This is a genomic window from Rossellomorea vietnamensis, from assembly GCF_008180415.1.
GTDB lineage: Bacteria > Bacillota > Bacilli > Bacillales > Bacillaceae_B > Rossellomorea > Rossellomorea vietnamensis_C.
Genome location: NZ_VTEI01000006.1, coordinates 113,222 through 132,822, shown reverse-complemented (window position 1 = coordinate 132,822; position 19,601 = coordinate 113,222). Strand labels below are relative to the sequence as shown.

Genomic DNA, 19,601 nt, shown 5'->3' with positions numbered 1-19,601 from the left:
TGCCATAATTGGTGGGGAAAGAGAACGAACTCATTTCCCACCAATTAATTAAAAAGCTTAAATAAAAAGTAGAATTTTTTGATTCTGCTTTTTATTTAGGGGTTTTTCAGGGGGCTAAATTCCTAAATTAAATTCAAACTGTTTTAAAAGTCTGACTTCATACTTTAATGAAAGACTCTATTTATAGCAAGGAGTGAATCTGGTGGAATATGTTATTGAAATGTTGAATATTCGCAAAGAATTTCCTGGTATCGTGGCTAATGATAATATAACCCTTCAATTAAAGCCGGGCGAAATCCATGCGCTCTTGGGGGAAAATGGTGCTGGAAAATCAACACTAATGAACGTTCTTTTCGGTCTCTATCAACCTGAAAAGGGTGAAATCAGAGTCAATGGGAAAAGTGTCAAAATTACTAATCCCAACATTGCCAATGATCTGGGGATCGGTATGGTCCATCAGCATTTTATGCTTGTGGATACCTTTACGGTTACAGAAAATATCATTTTGGGTAAGGAACCTAAATCAGGCGGTAAAATCGATATTAAAAAGGCAGAAAAGGAAGTGCGGGAGATTTCAGATCGGTACGGACTGGCGGTAGATCCTCAAGCTAAGATATCTGATATTTCCGTCGGAATGCAGCAGCGCGTAGAGATATTGAAGACATTATACCGCGGAGCAGAAATCCTGATATTTGATGAACCGACAGCCGTATTGACGCCTCAGGAAATCAAAGAGCTTATTGTAATAATGAAAACACTGATAAAAGAAGGTAAATCCATTATTCTTATCACTCATAAACTGAAAGAAATCATGGAAGTTTGTGATCGATGTACCGTAATCAGAAAAGGTCAGGGAATCGGTACAGTGACTGTGGAAGAAACAGATGTAAATGAACTTGCAAGCCTGATGGTTGGAAGGGAAGTTAACTTTACAACCCAGAAAAGCCCGGCCGCTCCGAATGAGCCTGTTCTGGAAATAGAAAACCTCAGAGTAAAAGATTCACGGGGAGTCGAGGCGGTAAGAGGACTGAGCCTTACTGTTAGAGCAGGGGAAATTGTGGGGATTGCCGGTGTGGACGGAAATGGCCAGACAGAGCTGATTGAAGCAATTGCTGGGCTGCATAAAACGACAGGCGGCTCTATAAAACTGAACGGAAAAGAAATACAAAATCATAAGCCCCGTAAAATTACGGAGTCGGGCCTTGCCCATATTCCTCAGGACCGCCATAAACATGGTCTTGTTCTTGATTTCCCAATTGGTGAAAACATGGTGCTGCAAACCTATTACCAAAAACCTTACTCCAAATCGGGGGTAATGAATTTTAAGCAGGTTTACAAAAAAGCTGCTTCATTAATTGGTGAATATGACGTCCGTACACCTAGTGAATATACACTTGCAAGATCTTTATCTGGCGGAAACCAGCAAAAGGCAATTATCGGCCGGGAAATCGACAGAAATCCTGATCTTTTAATTGCTGCACAGCCTACACGAGGGCTGGATGTTGGGGCAATTGAATTCATTCACAGCCGCTTAATAGAACAGCGTGACAACAATAAAGCAGTTCTTTTGCTTTCATTTGAACTTGATGAAATTATAAACGTCAGTGACCGGATTGCTGTTATTTATGAAGGTGAGATCGTGGCGATCGTCGACCCTAAAGAAACAACAGAACAAGAATTGGGGCTGTTGATGGCTGGTTCCAAACGGAAGAAAGAAGGTGACTCTGTCAATGTCTAGAAAGTATCAAAATATTTTAATCCCAGTTATTTCTGTCATTCTGGGTCTGCTGGCTGGTGCAATTATCATGCTTATCACTGGATATAATCCTATAGAAGGCTATGCAGCACTATGGAGCGGAGCTTTTGGTGACAGGTTCTACGTCGGGGAAACGTTGAGACAGGTGATCCCCTATATACTCGCAGGCTTGGCGGTAGCATTCGCTTTCCGTACAGGTTTGTTCAATATCGGGGTGGAAGGACAGCTTTTGGTTGGCTGGACAGCTTCCGTTTGGGTAGGGCTTGCTTTCGATCTTCCTAAGATCATTCATCTCCCTTTATCCATAATTGCAGCTGCAGCCGCCGGGGCTTTATGGGGACTTGTTCCTGGTATTCTGAAAGCTAAATGGCGAGTTCATGAAGTAATTGTAACGATTATGATGAACTACATCGCACTTTATTCTACTAATTATCTTATTAGAAATGTCATTGCCGATGAAGCAGATGCGACTGGAAGCATTCCGGAGTCAGCATCATTAAGAAGTGGATTTTTTGAAACACTGACTGACTATTCAACTCTTCATAATGGAATCTATTTAGCTGTTGCTGCCGCAATCCTTATGTGGTTCTTACTGGAAAAAACTACAACTGGATACGAGTTGCGATCAGTTGGATTCAACCAGCATGCCTCACAATATGCCGGGATGAATGTGAATAAAAACATTGTTTTGTCCATGGTCATCTCAGGAGCTTTTGCCGGATTAGCAGGAGCGATGGAAGGGCTGGGAACTTTCGGTTTTGCTTTCTTGCATTCCAGCTTTTCAGGAGTTGGATTTGACGGAATCGCGGTTGCCCTGCTTGGAGGCAATGCAGCTTTAGGTGTTATATTGGCGGCTATTCTGTTTGGTGGCTTAAAGGTAGGTTCCTTGAACATGCCGCTTGAATCAGGTGTGCCAAATGAACTTGTTGAAATTGTCATTGCCTTGATTATATTCTTTGTGGCATCCAGCTATATGATTAAATGGCTGTTGAATCGTCCGAAAAAGGGGGTGAAATAAGTGGGTATTATGACAATCTTGGAAATCATTATTTCTTCAACTCTGGTTGTGGCAGCTCCGCTTATTTTCACTGCATTGGGTGGAGTGTTCTCTGAACGCTCAGGAGTAGTAAATATCGGCCTGGAAGGGCTGATGGTCATTGGCGCCTTTGCGGCTATAGTTTTTAACCTTACTTTTGCATCGACTTTCGGTGCCGCTACTCCATGGGTAGCGCTGCTGGCGGCTATGGCGGTCGGAGGTCTGCTTTCATTGCTTCATGCTTTAGCTTCCATCACTTTCCGTGCGGACCAGGTTGTAAGCGGTGTTGCAATTAACTTCCTTGCTTTGGGTGCCGGCTTATTCCTTGTTAAACTTATCTATGATAAAGGACAGACCGATATCATCCGGACGGAGAACAGTTTTAAGAAAATCGATATTCCTTTTCTGAGCGATATTCCTGTCATTGGAAACTTGTTTTTCAGCCGCGTGACTTATACCGCATATATTGCAATCATCCTTGCCTTTGTAGTGTGGTATATTCTTTATAAAACACCCTTTGGTTTGAGGCTCCGCTCAGTAGGAGAACATCCGATGGCTGCCGATACTATGGGAATCAACGTAACCCAAATGCGCTATATTGGTGTTTTTATCTCCGGGGTCCTTGGAGGACTTGGTGGAGCTGTCTACGCTCAATCGATCTCTCTGGATTTCAGCCATTCCACTATTACCGGTCAAGGATTCATGGCGCTGGCTGCGATGATCTTTGGTAAATGGAATCCCCTCGGTGCAATGGGCGCAGCGCTTTTCTTTGGATTCGCGCAAAGTTTAAGTATTGTTGGATCGAGCATTCCATTGTTTGAAAACGTACCAAGTGTTTACTTGCAGATTGCGCCTTACGTATTGACCATCCTTGCTCTGGCAGGATTCATCGGACGAGCTGATGCACCGAAAGCTCTTGGAAATCCATATATAAAAGGAAGCAGATAATACTTCCTGGTATCTTTGAGCGGAAAACGTTAAATGTTTTCCGCTTTTTTTATTGCCTGTGGTTATAAGTTAAAGGCGGGATGCTGTAGGCATCTTTGACTCCTATTATTAAAAAGAGTATGCGATTTTTTTATTTCAACACAATTTGTGTGGAACCAATAGATAAAATACATTTTCAATCTTCATATCCAGAGATTTCTTTAGGTAAATATATGAAGATATGCTCTCAGTTTTATCTGCATATAATAGATAAAATCCGAAAAAAAACCCGCAGGGATCGGATTGGCATGAGAGGTAAAAACTTGAAAGAGTTAAAGCCTAACATGTATAGTTAAAGAGAATTTACATCAAAATAAATATGATAAACAGTTCTTTTAATGTAAAACCTGAATTTTTTAATAGCAAATTTGTAAAAAGATCTTTTCAGCAAAAGGAGGATGGCTAATGTCTATAGTCAATGAAGTGGTCAAAACGAAAAGCGGTTATTCGTTACATATTGTCCGGACTGATAAATATAAGACAAACACCCTTGTTTGGAGAATGAAATCTCCTTTAAAAGCAGAGGAAGTGACGCCAAGAGGGCTCCTTCCCCACGTGCTGCAAAGCAGTGCTAAGAAATATCCTAGTACGACAGCACTCCGCTCTTATCTTGATGAATTGTATGGAGCGAATTTTTTTGTAGACCTGGCTAAAAAAGGCGAATATCATGTGATGAGCTTTTCCGTCGAGGTGGCGAATGAGAAATTCCTGAAGGATTCTGAACCGCTGCTGAGAAAGGGGCTTCAATTTCTTGCAGATGTAGTATTGTATCCGAACATATCTGGTGACTCTTTTCATACAGAAACAGTAGAAAAAGAGAAGAAAAACCAAAAGGTGAGGATTCAGTCCGTTTTTGACGACAAAATGAGATATGCGAATTCCCGTCTTGTAGAGGAGATGTGCAAGGATGAACCATATTCCCTTCATCCCAATGGTATTCTCGAGGAAGTCGATAAAACGTCGGCTGAAAGCCTTTATAAGTATTATCGGGAAGCAATTCAAAATGATGAAATGGATCTATATGTAATAGGGGACGTCGACGCAGAGGAAGCTGAAAAAATGTGTGAAGAGATTTTTTCTTTACAGAACAGGGATGCCCAGGTCATCAGCAGTGCCAACTCAGGTTCTTTCCATGAAGTCAATGAAGTGGTTGAAAAACATGATGTTAAGCAAGGCAAGCTGAACATTGGGTATAGAACGAATGTAGCTTATGGAGCGGATGATTATTGGGCACTGCAAGTGTTCAATGGAGTTTTTGGAGGATTTTCACACTCCAAGTTATTCATTAACGTGCGTGAGAAAGCAAGCCTTGCCTACTATGCTGCGAGCAGACTGGAAAGCCATAAAGGGTTGATGATGGTAATGTCGGGGATCGATGGCAAGAATTATGACCAGGCAGTGACCATCATTAAAGAACAAATGCAGGCAATGAAAAATGGTGACTTCACAGAAGGAGAAATTCAGCAGACTAAAGCGGTGATCAGGAATCAGCTTCTTGAAACCATCGACACTCCAAGGGGCCTCGTGGAAATCCTTTACCACAATGTCGTTTCAGGGCAAAAAATTGAGCTTGATCATTGGCTGGAGAGTATAGAGAAGGTTACAAAAGAAGAAATCACCACTGTTGCGAAAAAAGTCAATATGGATACCATCTATTTTCTTACAGGAATGGAGGGATGAATGATGGAAAAAATCTCATTCGATCAGCTGCAAGAAGAATTATTTTTTGAGAAGATGGATAATGGACTTCAGGTATATGTACTGCCAAAAAAGGGATTCAATAAAACGTACGCTACATTTACAACCAAGTATGGATCTATAGACAATCATTTTGTCCCTAAAGGAAGTACTGAATTTTCAAAAGTGCCAGATGGTATCGCCCATTTCCTGGAGCACAAGCTTTTTGAAAAGGAAGATGAAGATGTATTCCAGAAGTTCAGTAAGCAGGGAGCTTCCGCCAATGCATTCACATCCTTTACAAGGACAGCCTACCTTTTCTCTTCTACTTCTGAAGTGGAGAAGAATCTGGAAACTTTGATTGACTTTGTTCAAGCTCCTTACTTCACTGAAAGTACCGTTGAGAAAGAAAAAGGAATCATCGGCCAGGAAATTACAATGTATGACGACAACGCTGACTGGCGTTTGTACTTTGGTGTCATCCAAAATATGTATCATAATCATCCTGTGAAAATTGATATAGCAGGGACTATTGAATCCATCTCACATATTACCAAGGATATGCTATATCAATGCTATGAAACTTTTTATCACCCAAGCAACATGCTCATGTTCATAGTGGGCGCTGTAGATCCTGAAAAAATCATCAAGCAGGTCAGGGAAAACCAAAGTAAAAAAGACTACAAAGAAATGGATGAAATCAAACGCTGTTTCGAAGATGAACCAGTGGAGGCCGCTGAGAAGAAACAGGTCCTTCACATGAATGTCCAGGCACCGAAATGCCTGGTGGGTGTCAAAGCCGTCAATACAGAACAGCAGGGTAGCGAAATGCTGAAACACGAGCTTTCCATGAATATTGCGTTGGATATGTTATTCGGCAAAAGCTCAGAGAATTACTTCTCATTATATAATGATGGCCTTATCGATGAGACATTTCATTATGACTTCACTCAGGAAAAAGGGTTTGGCTTTGCCATTCTTGGCGGTGATACAGAGAAACCAGATGAGATGGCAGATCGAATCACTGAAATCCTCTTAAATGCCAAGGAAGGGAAGACCCTTACGCAAGAAGCCTTGGAGCGGACGAAAAAGAAAAAGATCGGAGCATTCTTAAGGGCCATCAATTCTCCTGAGTATATCGCCAATCAATTCACTCGCTATGCATTCAATGAAATGGACTTATTTGATGTCGTGCCTACACTCGAAACGATCACTTTTGAGGATATCAACTCAGTGGTGTCCGAGTATTTTGACGAAAAAAGGTTCACAGTCTGTCAGGTGCTTCCTAAAGAAAAATAAACAGATTTTGAAAAAGCCCGGCAGAAATTGAGGGAACAAAACCTCAGTTCCTGCTGGGTTTTTGCATAAGGGTCTTTCGGAAATTTTACTGCTATTAAATTTTTGAAGGCTCTTTTCGTAAACTTTGTTGCTATTTGAAACTAATTCCGAAAAGTAACCATATTAAGAGGGGTAAAATCTGGGAACACCGAAAAGAAAAGAGCCACTCTCCCCCGATAAGAGATAAAACTCTTAGTTTGAAATACAAAAAAATGTCTACTGATTTCCACTCCAGGTGCTGGAACTAGACGCACGCTAGTCCAGCAGGAGGTCATGCACCTTCCGTTCCAATCAAGTCATTGCTAGATTTTTTAGAATTAACAACTCTCCTTCAAATTAATATGGGATTGAAAGTGTATAGGAAATTGTGCGGCAAATTTTAAAGAACAAAAAAGTTCTGTCATTTGCTATTTAGGGTGCACTTTGTATTACAAAATTAAAAATAAAAACTTCAAAATGAGTGTTAAACCGCATTGGTTTTGCCACTCCTTTTTTGATGATTTACCGGTATTCTTGCTGGTGAATTTGTTCAATTGGTAACAGACCCGTTATACGAAAACACCCTTTTTTAAAAGAAAACGGCTTGGTGAACTAGCCTATCCTGGCAGGTAAGAATAGGGCAGCTCTTCCAGTTTATAGAGAGGTCTCAGTATCCATGGGACATTAAAAAGCAAAATCAATAACTAATGGTAAGAAACAGTCTTACATAAATGTATAAAAAGCTTCAAAAGGGGGTCAGGAGACTTATGAAAAAGTTTGCTTTGATTATTGGGTCCTCAGGAGGGATCGGCAGACAAACAGCCCTCACATTAGCCGAAAAAGGATGGAATTTATATCTTCATTATCATTCTAATCAAACGGCAGTTGAGGAACTTCTTGGAGAAATTAGTGAGTTTCAAGGTGAGTATATACCAGTGAAAGCAGATCTTTCGTCGGAAAGCGGAGCACAAAATCTTCTCTCACAGATATTCCATGTGGATGCGGTCATCTATACTAGCGGGACACCCCTATATGGATTGTTTCAAGATATTTCAGACGAACAAATGGACGGCATGTGGAATCTTCATGTTAAATCCTTGATGAAAATCATGCAGGGGCTTCTGCCGAAATTGTTACAGAGCCCTATCGGGAATGCAGTCATTGTCAGTTCGATCTGGGGTCAGACAGGAGCTGCTTGTGAAGTGTTATATTCCTCAGTAAAAGGTGCTCAAATAGCGTTTGTGAAAGCTTTAAGCAAAGAGCTGGCTAGAAACAATGTTAGGGTGAATGCGGTTGCACCGGGAGCTGTAAAAACAGACATGATGACCAGTTTTTCAACAGAGGAAATTTCTGAAGTTGTTGATGAAATCCCAATGGGCAGAATGGCAGAACCGTCCGAAGTGGCAGACACCATTGATTTTTTGCTTTCTTCTAAATCATCTTACATTACAGGGCAGGTGCTTTCAGTCAATGGCGGCTGGTATACGTAAAATCGCAAAACGGCCTGGAGAATTTCTGAAAGCCCAATGAATATTTTCTTTGGGGAAGATGCAAACTAAGGTTGTATTTCTTAAAGAAATGCAGGGCCTTTAATCTGCAGAATGAGGCCTGAATCAAAGCATGACTTCTAAGGAGGCTCCACGTATGTCTGTATTGGATAACTGGCAAGATTGGAAAAACTTTTTGGGTGACCGTTTGAATCAAGCACAAAGTGAAGGCGTTCAAGGTGAAGTGGTTTCAGACCTTGCTTATCAAGTGGGAGACTATTTGGCAAATCAGGTAGAAGCGAAAAACGACCAGGAGCGTGTCCTTGCTGACTTGTGGTCTGTTGCATCTACTGAAGAGCAGCATGCAATTGCCAACATGATGGTCAAGCTTGTAAAGAATGACGGCACTCGCTAAGAGGGGAAGCAATTCCTCTCTTTTTTTATTTGTTGAAGGGTTAATTGTGTATGTTGAAAGCCTTATCTCCCCCAGAATTATCCCAGCAATCAGTATAGAAAGTCCCATTACAGGGGGATTATTCAAAAACTGCTGTTTTATTAGAGTAACCCCTTGTTGAAAAATCCCGTTTCGCTCTCCATATTGATAGTCCTGATCCATAAATGAACTATGAAGATAGCTCAATAAATAAATCAGGAACTAAAAGATCATGATTAATGAAAGGATGTCAATAACGAAGATATGCTTGAAAATGATTCGGGATAGGTCAATAGGGGTAAGAATAGTAAGAAATGATGAAATATTAGGCTTTAATGTAAGGTTTTCCTTTTCTAACTAAGGAAAATCATATATTATAGAAGCTATACGATGAATGACTTAAATTCTCTAATTGTCGGGAAAAATGTAGAAATCTGCTATTGGACAATTGTCACTTATATTTCGGAGGGATCTTATGGAACGAAAAGAATGGTATTTGGAATATGAAATTCAAATAAACCGTCCAGGACTCCTTGGTGACATTTCTTCATTACTTGGTATGCTATCAATTAACATTGTGACTATTAATGGTGTGGACGAAGGCAGAAGAGGGATGCTGCTCCTGGCTAACAGCGATGAGCAGATTACGAGGCTTGAATCGATTTTGCAGACGATGGATACGATAAATGTAACAAAGTTGAGGGAACCTAAATTAAGGGACCGTCTTGCTGTAAGGCATGGAAGATACATTCAAAGAGACGCAGATGATAAAAAGACATTCAGGTTCATCAGGGACGAATTGGGGCTGCTGGTGGATTTCATGGCTGAACTCTTTAAGCAGGAAGGCCATAAACTTGTTGGAATCAGAGGAATGCCGCGTGTTGGGAAAACGGAATCGGTAGTGGCTTCTTCCGTGTGTGCCAATAAGAAGTGGCTCTTTGTTTCATCCACATTGTTGAAACAAACCATACGCAGCCAGTTAATTGATGATGAATATTCTTCTGAAAATATTTTTCTTATCGACGGAATTGTCTCAACCAGAAGAGCGAATGAACGGCATTGGCAGCTCGTTAGGGAGATTATGCGTCTTTCCGCTGTAAAAGTAATTGAACATCCAGATATATTTGTACAGAATTCTGAGTACTCTCTGGATGATTTTGACTATATTATTGAACTTCGAAATGACCCTGACGAAGAGATTACATATGATTTGGTGGAAAAGAACAACTTCTTCCAAGACTCAGATTTTGGGGGATTCGATTTTTAAAATTGGCAGGTGTTTGTTTTGACTGAACTAGGAACACGACTCAGAGAAGCTCGTGAAGCTAATGGATATTCCCTGGATGATTTGCAGAACATGACGAAGATTCAGAAACGCTATCTAATGGGAATTGAAGAAGGAAATTATGAAATGATGCCCGGCAAGTTTTATGTCAGGGCCTTTATCAAGCAATATGCCGAAGCTGTCGGCTTGGATCCTGAAAGGATTTTTGAAGAATATCCGAATGATATACCCGTTACCAATGCAGCGGATCTTCCTGAACTTTCAAGGGTACAGTCGAGAAAACCGGTATCTGAAAGTTCATCGAAAGTTCTGAACATCATTCCGAAGATTCTTGTGGCTCTTTTTGTTATTGGAGCGGTTTTTGTGGTATGGTATTTGCTGCCGAAGCAATTCGGAAATGATAATGCCGGCACAGAAAATGACCAGGAAGAATCCGTCGATTATTCCGAGTCTCCTGAAGTTCAGCAGCCGGATAATGAGGATGGGGGAACGGATGAATCCAATGATACAGCAGGCGGTTCTGAAGACGAATCGGATTCAGAAGGAAATGAAGAAGAAGCGGAAGAACCGGAAGAACCGGAAGAACCGGCTGAGCAGCCATCACAAGAAATCACTGTAGCGAATGTAAGTGGAAAAGAAACAACTTACGATTTGAAAAATACAGAAGACTTAAATTTGGACATTTCGGCCAGCGGAGATACTTGGATAGGCGTTTATAATTCCAAGGATGAACAGCTTTTTTCGCAAATGATGAAAAACGGGGATAGTCAATCCTTCGATCTTTCAGCAGACGGTGAAGCTTTCATCATTGTCGGGAATGCTCCTGCAACGACTATAAAAGTAAACGATGAACAGATCAACTATGAAGTTTCAGCAGCCGAAGTTGTCAGGCAGGACATCATCATCAGGCGTTCTGCACAAGAATAGCCACCTCTGTGGCTATTCTGTTTTGTTATGATTCAAGGAGGTAGAAAGAGTGAACTTGCCAAATAAAATCACGGTATCGAGGATTATTTTAATCCCGCTATTTATGATCATCATGCTATACCCATTTGACTGGGGGAACATTTCATTATTGGGCACTGAAATGCCTGTAACTCACTTTGCCGGAGGCTTATTGTTTATCATAGCCTCCACAACCGATTGGATCGACGGCTACTATGCCAGGAAATTGGATCTTGTCACAAATCTAGGGAAATTCCTTGATCCGCTTGCAGATAAATTGCTTGTATCTGCAGCTTTAATCGTTTTAGTTGAAATGGGATTTGCTCCTTCTTGGATTGTCATCATCATCATAAGCAGGGAATTTGCCGTTACGGGATTAAGGCTGGTATTGGCTGGCACAGGCGAAGTGGTTGCCGCCAATACACTTGGGAAAATCAAAACGTGGGCTCAGATCATTGCCATCTCATCCTTGCTGCTTCATAACATCATTTTTGAAGCTGTTTCGATTCCTTTTGACACGATCACTTTATGGATCGCGATGCTCATAACAATCTGGTCTGGATGGGAATACTTTTACAAGAACCGCCAGGCATTTCTCAATTCTAAATAATTCAGTAAATAGAAGTCCTTCCCTGGTTTGCTCAGAGGTTTAGGACTTCTTTTTTGTGGAATCATCTCAAAAAGCCTATAATTCTTATAGTGAAAAAAACAAGCTTGAGATAAAGGGGATAAAATTATGAACGCAGAAATCATTGCTGTAGGTTCTGAATTACTTTTAGGGCAAATAGTAAATTCCAATGCGAAATTCCTTTCAGAACAGCTGGCTGAACTAGGTGTGAATGTATATTATCATACAGTCGTGGGAGATAACCCCGACCGGCTTAAAAGTGCAATAACCACAGCAGAATCCCGTGCCCAATTGATCATCTTTACCGGAGGGCTGGGCCCGACCAAAGATGATCTGACGAAAGAAACTATAGCAGGGCACTTAAATACCTCTCTTGAAAAAGATGAAGAGGCATTTAAATTCATCAAAGATTATTTTATTAGAGTACAAAGGGAGATGACTCCTAACAATGAGAAGCAGGCCCATGTATTAAAAGGCTCTCATGTACTGAAGAATGAACAGGGAATGGCACCGGGAATGTTCCTGATCGATGAATCACATCAATATATGCTCCTGCCTGGCCCGCCATCTGAAATGGTCCCGATGTTTAAAAAGTACGGAAGGCCGGCAATAGAAAAAGCGCTGGGCAGAAAAGAGATCATTTCTTCCAGGGTTCTTCGATTTTTCGGCATAGGCGAAGCGGAACTGGAAACAGAATTGATGGATCTTATTGATGCTCAAACAAACCCTACGGTTGCTCCTCTAGCTTCTGATGGAGAAGTTACCCTTAGGTTAACTGCTAAAGATGTTTCCAAAGAGAATGCTGAAAAAATGCTGGATGAAATGGAAACTACAATCCTCAAAAGGGTAAGGCCTTATTTTTATGGATATGATGATACAAGCTTGATGGATGAGATGTCGAAAGCGCTTAAGGAGAGTGAACTAACGATTGCGTGTGCGGAAAGTTTGACTGGTGGATTGTTTCAGTCGCAGATGACTTCCATATCAGGGGCTGGCGCCGTGTTGAAAGGCGGCATTGTTTGTTACTCTCCAGAGATAAAAAAGAACCTTCTTGACGTATCCCCTAACACAATCAGTATACACGGCACAGTTAGTGAACCTTGTGCTAAAGAACTTGCTGAGAATGTAAGGGAGAAATTCGATTCTGACATCGGAATCAGTTTTACAGGAGCTGCAGGTCCGGGACCTCATGAAGGGAAGGATGAAGGCACGATCTGGATAGGTATCGCCCGAAAAGACAGTAAAACAAAAACGTTCTTATTGAATCTTGCTGGTACACGAAATGGAAATCGTGCACGGACAGTTAAATACGGGTGTTACTTCCTCTTGAAAGAATTAAGGGGAGAGGGCGATTCATAAGTTTAAGGCCGGCAGGTTTTCCTGTCGGCCTGTTCTTTTGCAGAAAGGTTCATCAGTTGCAGTATGCGTAAGGTGCTGACCGTTCGATATTTGTGTATATCCATTTCTTTAGATTTCTTAGGCTTGTCAAGGGGTGAAAACAGGGAATGCATTCAAATCAGTTTTTCGCTGAAAATGCCTTTTGCTCCTTCGGCTGGCAGGAAAAACGAGATTTTCTTCTAGAGAAATCTATAAAGTAGAATAATAAGGAAGAAGAAAAAAACCGAATGAATGTTCGACTTTTCTCTTGTTAAATTGACCAAAAGGGTTTATAGTAGAGATAGGTTGTTGAAATGAGACAAGCAATTGATTAATTGCTATTCTGTCTTTCTATATATGTAAGAGATTAAAAGGAGGAAATATTTGTGAGCGATCGTCAAGCTGCCTTGGATATGGCACTTAAACAAATTGAGAAACAATTCGGTAAAGGTTCCATCATGAAACTGGGAGAACAAACAGATCGAAATATTGTTACAATTCCTAGTGGTTCGCTGGCCCTGGATGTTGCACTTGGAGTAGGCGGATATCCTCGCGGAAGGATCATTGAAACCTACGGTCCGGAATCTTCTGGTAAGACAACTGTGGCCCTTCATGCAATTGCGGAAGTACAAGCGCAGGGAGGCCAGGCGGCATTCATAGATGCAGAGCATGCACTTGATCCTGTCTATGCTCAAAAACTTGGTGTTAACATTGATGAATTACTTTTATCTCAGCCTGATACAGGCGAACAGGCACTAGAAATTGCAGAAGCTCTTGTACGAAGCGGCGCTGTGGATATCCTTGTCATTGACTCTGTTGCAGCACTTGTTCCTAAAGCGGAGATTGAAGGCGAAATGGGAGACTCGCACGTTGGTCTTCAAGCTCGTTTGATGTCCCAGGCTTTGAGGAAGCTGTCAGGAGCAATCAATAAATCGAAAACAATTGCGATTTTCATTAACCAGATTCGTGAGAAAGTCGGAGTTATGTTTGGTAACCCTGAAACGACACCTGGTGGTCGTGCGCTGAAATTCTATTCGTCTGTCCGTCTTGAGGTGCGCCGTGCGGAAGCATTGAAACAAGGAAACGAAATTGTTGGTAACAAAACGAAGGTCAAAGTTGTCAAAAATAAAGTAGCCCCTCCTTTCAGGGTAGCTGAAGTTGATATTATGTACGGACAAGGGATTTCCAGGGAAGGCGAAATCATTGATATGGGTTCAGAGCTGGATATCGTTCAAAAAAGCGGTGCCTGGTACTCTTATAATGAAGAGCGCCTTGGCCAGGGACGTGAAAACGCGAAGATTTTCCTGAAAGAAAACCCTGAAATCCGTAATGAAATCATGATGAAAATTCGTGATCATTATGGTCTGGATACAGGCAAAGCAGAAACTGAAGAAGGCCAGGACGAATTGTTACTGGATCAATAAGACTTTCAAGGAAGCAGGGAGGTGAACTCCCTGCTTCCTTTTTTAAAAGGCTCTTTTCGTAAACTGTGTTGCTATTTAAAACTAATTCCAAAAAAAGACTCATTATAAGGAATAATATTGTAACAACAAAGGAAAAGAGCTGCTCTTCTTCGATTAGAGAATATGCGACAACAGCCTTTTTAAATGAGGGCCAAAGATTAAATTCCGGTACTATATTGGCTCGCTGATTCCAGACTCAGTAACGGGGATTAGAGAGTCGGTCTCGATTTCTGGAATTTTAAATGAGCTAAAGCACTATGGTGTCTTACCTGTTAGTAGTTATCTAATCTTAAGGAATTGCTGTGATAATTAAAGCTTCTTTTCTCATTGAAAAGTCCTTCATTCTGGAGAAGGCTGAACGCTTCCGCTTTTTATTAAGACGATGCTGGTTCCGTGCGTCTGTCAAGTGGAGTTATGCATTTGGAGGGATAATGAACTACTATCCTGGAACCTTATCATGAAAAGTGGATGGACAATTTACAGAAATAAGGTGTTTTTTATCACTTTTTAACGAAATTATCCATAGAATCAAGGGGGAAAGGTCTCCCCCCCTTGACAATGAATATTCTGAGATTTAAAATTAACATGTATATTTTACAAATTTTCGAATGTTAATATTTGAAAGCCTAGCGCTGTATATTGAAACCTTTGGAACAATGTACCAGCCGACATGTAAAAAAGACATGACAAAAGTTCATAGCAAGGGGAGGTGAAATGATGGAACTCATTACAATCATCTCCATTTTGCTTGTCCTAATCGTCGGTGTAGTTGTTGGATACTTTATTCGTAAATCCATTGCTGAGGCAAAAATTGCTGGAGCTAAAGGTTCGGCAGAGCAGATTCTTGAAGATGCTAAGCGCGAGGCCGAAGCTCTGAAGAAGGAAAAGCTCTTGGAAGCAAAGGATGAAAATCACAAGCTTCGTACTGATATGGAAAATGACCTTCGTGAACGAAGAAATGAATTGCAAAAGCAGGAAAATCGTTTAACGCAAAAAGAAGAGAACCTTGATCGCAAAGATGAGTCACTCGATAAGCGGGAATCTCAGCTTGAACGAAAAGAGGATACTCTGAATGGAAGACAACAACATATTGAAGAGATGGAAAGCAAAGTGGACGAGATGATACGATTACAGCAAACCGAACTGGAACGCATCTCCGCACTTACGCGTGATGAGGCAAAAGCGATCATCCTTGATCGTACTGAGAATGAACTTTCTCATGACCTTGCCATGATGATCAGAGAGCATGAAACACGTGCAAAGGAAGACTCTGATAAGAAAGCGAAAGAGATTCTTTCACTTGCAATCCAGCGTTGTGCAGCAGAACATGTTGCAGAAACAACGGTATCTGTTGTAAACCTTCCGAATGATGAGATGAAAGGTCGAATCATCGGTCGTGAAGGGCGTAATATTCGTACATTAGAAACGCTGACTGGAATTGATTTGATTATTGATGATACTCCAGAGGCGGTTATCTTATCCGGTTTTGATCCAATTCGCCGTGAAACTGCGAGAATTGCACTTGAAAAATTGGTGCAGGATGGACGGATCCATCCAGCCCGAATCGAGGAAATGGTCGATAAGGCAAGACGGGAAGTGGATGAGCATATCCGTGAAATAGGTGAACAGACAACATTCGATGTTGGAGTTCACGGGCTCCATCCAGATTTAATCAAGATCCTAGGACGATTGAAATTCCGTACAAGCTATGGTCAAAACGTCTTGAAGCACTCAACGGAAGTGGCGTACCTTTCAGGTCTGCTAGCTGCCGAACTGGGTGAGGATGTAACGCTTGCCCGCCGTGCAGGTCTTCTGCATGATATCGGTAAAGCGATTGACCATGAAGTAGAAGGAAGCCATGTGGAAATCGGTGTAGAACTAGCTGGGAAGTATAAAGAACACCCAGTGGTCATTAACAGTATCGCATCCCATCATGGTGATACGGAACCAACGTCTGTCATTTCAGTACTTGTGGCGGCTGCTGATGCACTTTCAGCTGCAAGGCCGGGTGCCAGGAGTGAAACGCTTGAGAACTACATCCGCCGCTTAGAGAAGCTGGAAGACATCTCAGAATCCTATGAGGGTGTTGAGAAGTCATTCGCAATCCAAGCGGGCAGGGAAGTACGTATCATGGTTAAACCAGAATCGATTGATGATTTGGAAGCTCATCGTCTGGCGCGTGACATCCGGAAACGGATTGAAGAGGAACTGGATTATCCAGGCCATATCAAGGTTACCGTCATTCGGGAAACAAGAGCTGTAGAATACGCAAAATAAAGCGGTGTGATTTTCACACCGCTTTTTCTATGGCTGTCAAGGCATGTTATTGCTTTAAAGCATGTCATTATTAGCGTGCAAAAGTGGAGCAGTATGCGATTTGTGCTTGCTGTGATAAAATGTAAGAAATGTTGAAGCAGAAAGGGTTTGCAAATGAATATCTTATTTATTGGAGATGTAGTAGGTTCTCTCGGCCGAGAAATGGTATCGGAATATCTGCCTAAGCTTAAGGCGAAGTACCGTCCTTCCGTCACGATCGTGAATGGTGAAAATGCAGCAGGTGGAAGAGGAATAACAGAAAAAATTTATAAACGTTTTTTAAATGATGGTGCCAACATCATCACGATGGGTAACCACACTTGGGACAATAAAGAAATTTTTGATTTTATTGATAAAACTAAGTTAATGGTGAGGCCTGCCAACTATCCGAAAGGCACACCAGGAAGCGGATTGACGTTTATTAACATCAACGGCTTTGAGACAGCGGTCATCAATTTGCAAGGAAGAACCTTCATGCCTGCATTAGATTGTCCTTTTGAAGCTGCGGAAGAGCTTGTCGCCGAGGCAAAAGAAAGGACACCATTTGTTTTTGTTGACTTTCATGCAGAAGCGACCAGTGAGAAGCAGGCAATGGGCTGGTTCCTGGATGGAAAGGTCTCAGCCGTTGTTGGTACCCATACGCATATCCAGACAGCGGACAACCGCGTGCTGCCCAATGGAACAGCCTTCATAGCGGATGTAGGCATGACCGGTCCTTATGATGAGATTCTAGGAATGAATAAAGATTCTGTCATTACTAAGTTCAGGACCTCTCTGCCTGTTCGTTTTGAGGTGCCGAGCACGGGCAGAAAGTTATTGAGCGGGGTCATTATCGAAATTAATGAGAAAACAGGAAAGGCAAAGAGCATCGATCGGATTTTGATCAATGATGATCATCCTTTCCTGTCAGAGTAAGTTTAAAGCAAAAGGGAAACGGGCCCTTTTGCTTTTTTATTTGTTTCCACAAATTCACAGACGATTTCATGTAAGAATCGTCAGCTGAGTTGATGAATTCTAGAACTTCTTAATGTATATCCTGATTGGATATAAACCAGTTCTGAAAGCTGGAGTCCTTTGTTATCCGCTTTTTTAGGCCAAGCGGGAATGATTTTACGAATGGCTGAATATAGTAGCAGTGGAATCGTTTATACCAGTTTGTTCTTTGCATTGAACATTCGGTCTGGGGAAATGACAAGGAGGAAAAGAAATGGAAATATTAAAAGTTTCAGCAAAATCCAATCCTAATTCTGTAGCTGGTGCACTTGCCGGAGTTCTTCGTGAGAGAGGAGCAGCAGAAATTCAAGCCATAGGAGCAGGAGCTCTTAATCAGGCAGTCAAAGCTGTTGCCATTGCCCGCGGTTTTGTCGCTCCAAGCGGGGTAGACCTAATATGTATTCCTGCTTTCACTGATATTCTGATTGATGGAGAAGAGCGCACGGCTATAAAGTTGATTATCGAACCTCGTTGACTAATTCGAGGCTGTCCCTATAAAGCTGAATGGGACAGCCTCTTTTTTGTAAAGAATATATAAATTCCTCCATTTATCGTGCGAATTCTGAGGAGGCTTTTGGCTTGCCCTATATACAAAATGGTCAGCAGAAAAAGGAGTTTAGGTGATTTTCCAGAAGTATATATAAACAATAGTAATCGCAAAGTCTTTTGTCAGAAGTCTTGTAGAGGAAAAGAATATTCTTTGCCCGGCAGGAGGGATCGGTGCAATATCACTCTTTAAGAAACTTTGAATTGGCTGTCTAAGCGGGTGTAAGGATACAGGAAGTTTCCTGGAAACACAGGCGTTCTGTTGGAGGATGCAGTCATAACAGGTATTTATGACAAGAATGGGAAAAGAGAGGGGTTCTAAGATGATATTTGATGCTCATTGTGATGTTTTGCTAAAGCTTCACCATTACAGGGAGGAAGTATCTTTTCAAAGTCAGAATGATATACATATAACCTATCCTCAGCTGGAACAAGCAGGAAGCAAGGTTCAGCTATTTGCCATATATCTTCCGTCTTTTTTGAAGCCCGGTCAGCGATTCCAGGCTGCACTGGAGATGGTAGAGGTTTTTCATAAAAAAATAGTTGAGCCAAATCCTAAGATGAAAATGGTCAGAAGTAAAAGTGATATAGCGAGATTAGAAAAGGGTGAGATAGGGGCAATGCTGACCCTTGAAGGGTGCGAAGCCATTGAGGAAGACCTGACCAAACTCTTTATTTTATATCAATTGGGAGTCCGGGCTGTCGGATTAACATGGAATTGGGCAAATGCGGCAGCAGATGGAGCGCTTGAGCCCAGAGCAGCGGGGCTGACGAAGTTCGGAAGGGAGACGGTACAGTTTCTGAATGAGCATAACATTATGACGGATCTCTCCCACCTATGTGAACGCTCATTCTGGGATACTATAGAAATTGCAAGCTACCCAATTGCTTCACATTCGAATACTTTCAGCTTATGTGCCCACCCAAGAAATCTTAAAGATGAACAGATCGAGGCACTATTCAAGAAGAATGGAGTAATGGGCTTAACGTTTGTACCTCAATTTCTTAAACAGTATGGAGAAGCTGAAATATCCGATATTCTGCTTCATCTGGACCATGTTTGTTCACTTGGCGGAGAAAACCATGTCGGCTTTGGTTCTGACTTCGATGGTATATCACAAACAGTCAAAGGTTTGTCATGCTACCGTGATTACGCAAATCTCATAGAGGCACTGCAGAAGCACTATACAGAAGCACAAGTGCAGAAATTCCTTTTCAAAAATTTCTATGAAGCATTGCTAGAAGAACATTAAGATGTTCAAAAGGGCATCACCTTTCAATCCGGTGATGCCCTTTATCTATTTAACGCTTTTTAAGAAGTGACAAGTAAGTTCTCTTAGAACTTTAAAGTGCTA

At 41.6% G+C, this 19,601-nt stretch carries 16 protein-coding genes; all 16 read left to right on the top strand.

Going from position 1 to position 19,601, the window contains the following annotated elements; all coding sequences use genetic code 11:
- Positions 1-202 precede the first annotated feature (202 nt).
- On the top strand, positions 203-1,738 hold the full coding sequence (locus FZC78_RS12875) for an ABC transporter ATP-binding protein (RefSeq protein ID WP_148940108.1): 1,536 nt from the start codon (positions 203-205) through the stop codon (positions 1,736-1,738).
- On the top strand, positions 1,731-2,774 hold the full coding sequence (locus FZC78_RS12870; RefSeq protein ID WP_148940107.1) for an ABC transporter permease: 1,044 nt from the start codon (positions 1,731-1,733) through the stop codon (positions 2,772-2,774). The genes FZC78_RS12875 and FZC78_RS12870 overlap by 8 nt, the downstream gene beginning before the upstream one ends.
- Positions 2,775-3,740 (top strand): ABC transporter permease, encoded by a 966-nt coding sequence (locus FZC78_RS12865; protein ID WP_148940106.1) that lies wholly within the window; start codon positions 2,775-2,777, stop codon positions 3,738-3,740. It abuts the gene before it with no gap.
- Positions 3,741-4,184: 444 nt separating this feature from the next.
- Complete coding sequence (gene yfmF, locus FZC78_RS12860; RefSeq protein ID WP_148940105.1) at positions 4,185-5,459, top strand: EF-P 5-aminopentanol modification-associated protein YfmF; 1,275 nt, start codon at positions 4,185-4,187, stop codon at positions 5,457-5,459.
- 3 nt (positions 5,460-5,462) lie between these two features.
- On the top strand, positions 5,463-6,755 hold the full coding sequence (gene yfmH, locus FZC78_RS12855; protein WP_148940343.1) for an EF-P 5-aminopentanol modification-associated protein YfmH: 1,293 nt from the start codon (positions 5,463-5,465) through the stop codon (positions 6,753-6,755).
- A gap of 785 nt (positions 6,756-7,540) precedes the next feature.
- A complete protein-coding gene (gene ymfI / locus FZC78_RS12850) occupies positions 7,541-8,263 on the top strand; it encodes an elongation factor P 5-aminopentanone reductase (protein WP_148940104.1) in 723 nt (240 codons plus the stop codon).
- A gap of 154 nt (positions 8,264-8,417) precedes the next feature.
- Positions 8,418-8,675 carry a DUF3243 domain-containing protein gene (locus FZC78_RS12845; RefSeq protein ID WP_148940103.1) on the top strand — a complete coding sequence of 86 codons (258 nt, stop codon included), beginning with the start codon at positions 8,418-8,420 and terminating at the stop codon, positions 8,673-8,675.
- A 493-nt stretch (positions 8,676-9,168) separates the two neighbouring features.
- Positions 9,169-9,960 (top strand): DUF3388 domain-containing protein, encoded by a 792-nt coding sequence (locus FZC78_RS12840; protein WP_148940102.1) that lies wholly within the window; start codon positions 9,169-9,171, stop codon positions 9,958-9,960.
- 18 nt (positions 9,961-9,978) lie between these two features.
- Positions 9,979-10,905, top strand: coding sequence for a helix-turn-helix domain-containing protein (locus tag FZC78_RS12835; protein WP_148940101.1), 927 nt, complete (start codon positions 9,979-9,981; stop codon positions 10,903-10,905).
- Between the two features lie 49 nt (positions 10,906-10,954).
- Positions 10,955-11,533 (top strand): CDP-diacylglycerol--glycerol-3-phosphate 3-phosphatidyltransferase, encoded by a 579-nt coding sequence (gene pgsA, locus FZC78_RS12830; protein ID WP_148940100.1) that lies wholly within the window; start codon positions 10,955-10,957, stop codon positions 11,531-11,533.
- Positions 11,534-11,659: 126 nt separating this feature from the next.
- Positions 11,660-12,910 carry a competence/damage-inducible protein A gene (locus tag FZC78_RS12825; protein WP_148940099.1) on the top strand — a complete coding sequence of 417 codons (1,251 nt, stop codon included), beginning with the start codon at positions 11,660-11,662 and terminating at the stop codon, positions 12,908-12,910.
- A gap of 404 nt (positions 12,911-13,314) precedes the next feature.
- Positions 13,315-14,352, top strand: coding sequence for a recombinase RecA (gene recA, locus FZC78_RS12820; protein WP_148940098.1), 1,038 nt, complete (start codon positions 13,315-13,317; stop codon positions 14,350-14,352).
- Positions 14,353-15,105: 753 nt separating this feature from the next.
- Positions 15,106-16,668, top strand: a complete 1,563-nt coding sequence (gene rny, locus FZC78_RS12815) for a ribonuclease Y (protein ID WP_187444930.1) — start codon at positions 15,106-15,108, stop codon at positions 16,666-16,668.
- A 153-nt stretch (positions 16,669-16,821) separates the two neighbouring features.
- Positions 16,822-17,622 carry a TIGR00282 family metallophosphoesterase gene (locus FZC78_RS12810; RefSeq protein WP_148940097.1) on the top strand — a complete coding sequence of 267 codons (801 nt, stop codon included), beginning with the start codon at positions 16,822-16,824 and terminating at the stop codon, positions 17,620-17,622.
- A gap of 292 nt (positions 17,623-17,914) precedes the next feature.
- Positions 17,915-18,175, top strand: coding sequence for a stage V sporulation protein SpoVS (gene spoVS / locus FZC78_RS12805; protein WP_029281188.1), 261 nt, complete (start codon positions 17,915-17,917; stop codon positions 18,173-18,175).
- Positions 18,176-18,569: 394 nt separating this feature from the next.
- The gene (locus tag FZC78_RS12800) at positions 18,570-19,499 is read left to right on the top strand and encodes a dipeptidase (protein WP_148940096.1); all 930 of its coding nucleotides are present in this window, start codon (positions 18,570-18,572) and stop codon (positions 19,497-19,499) included.
- Positions 19,500-19,601: the final 102 nt, after the last annotated feature.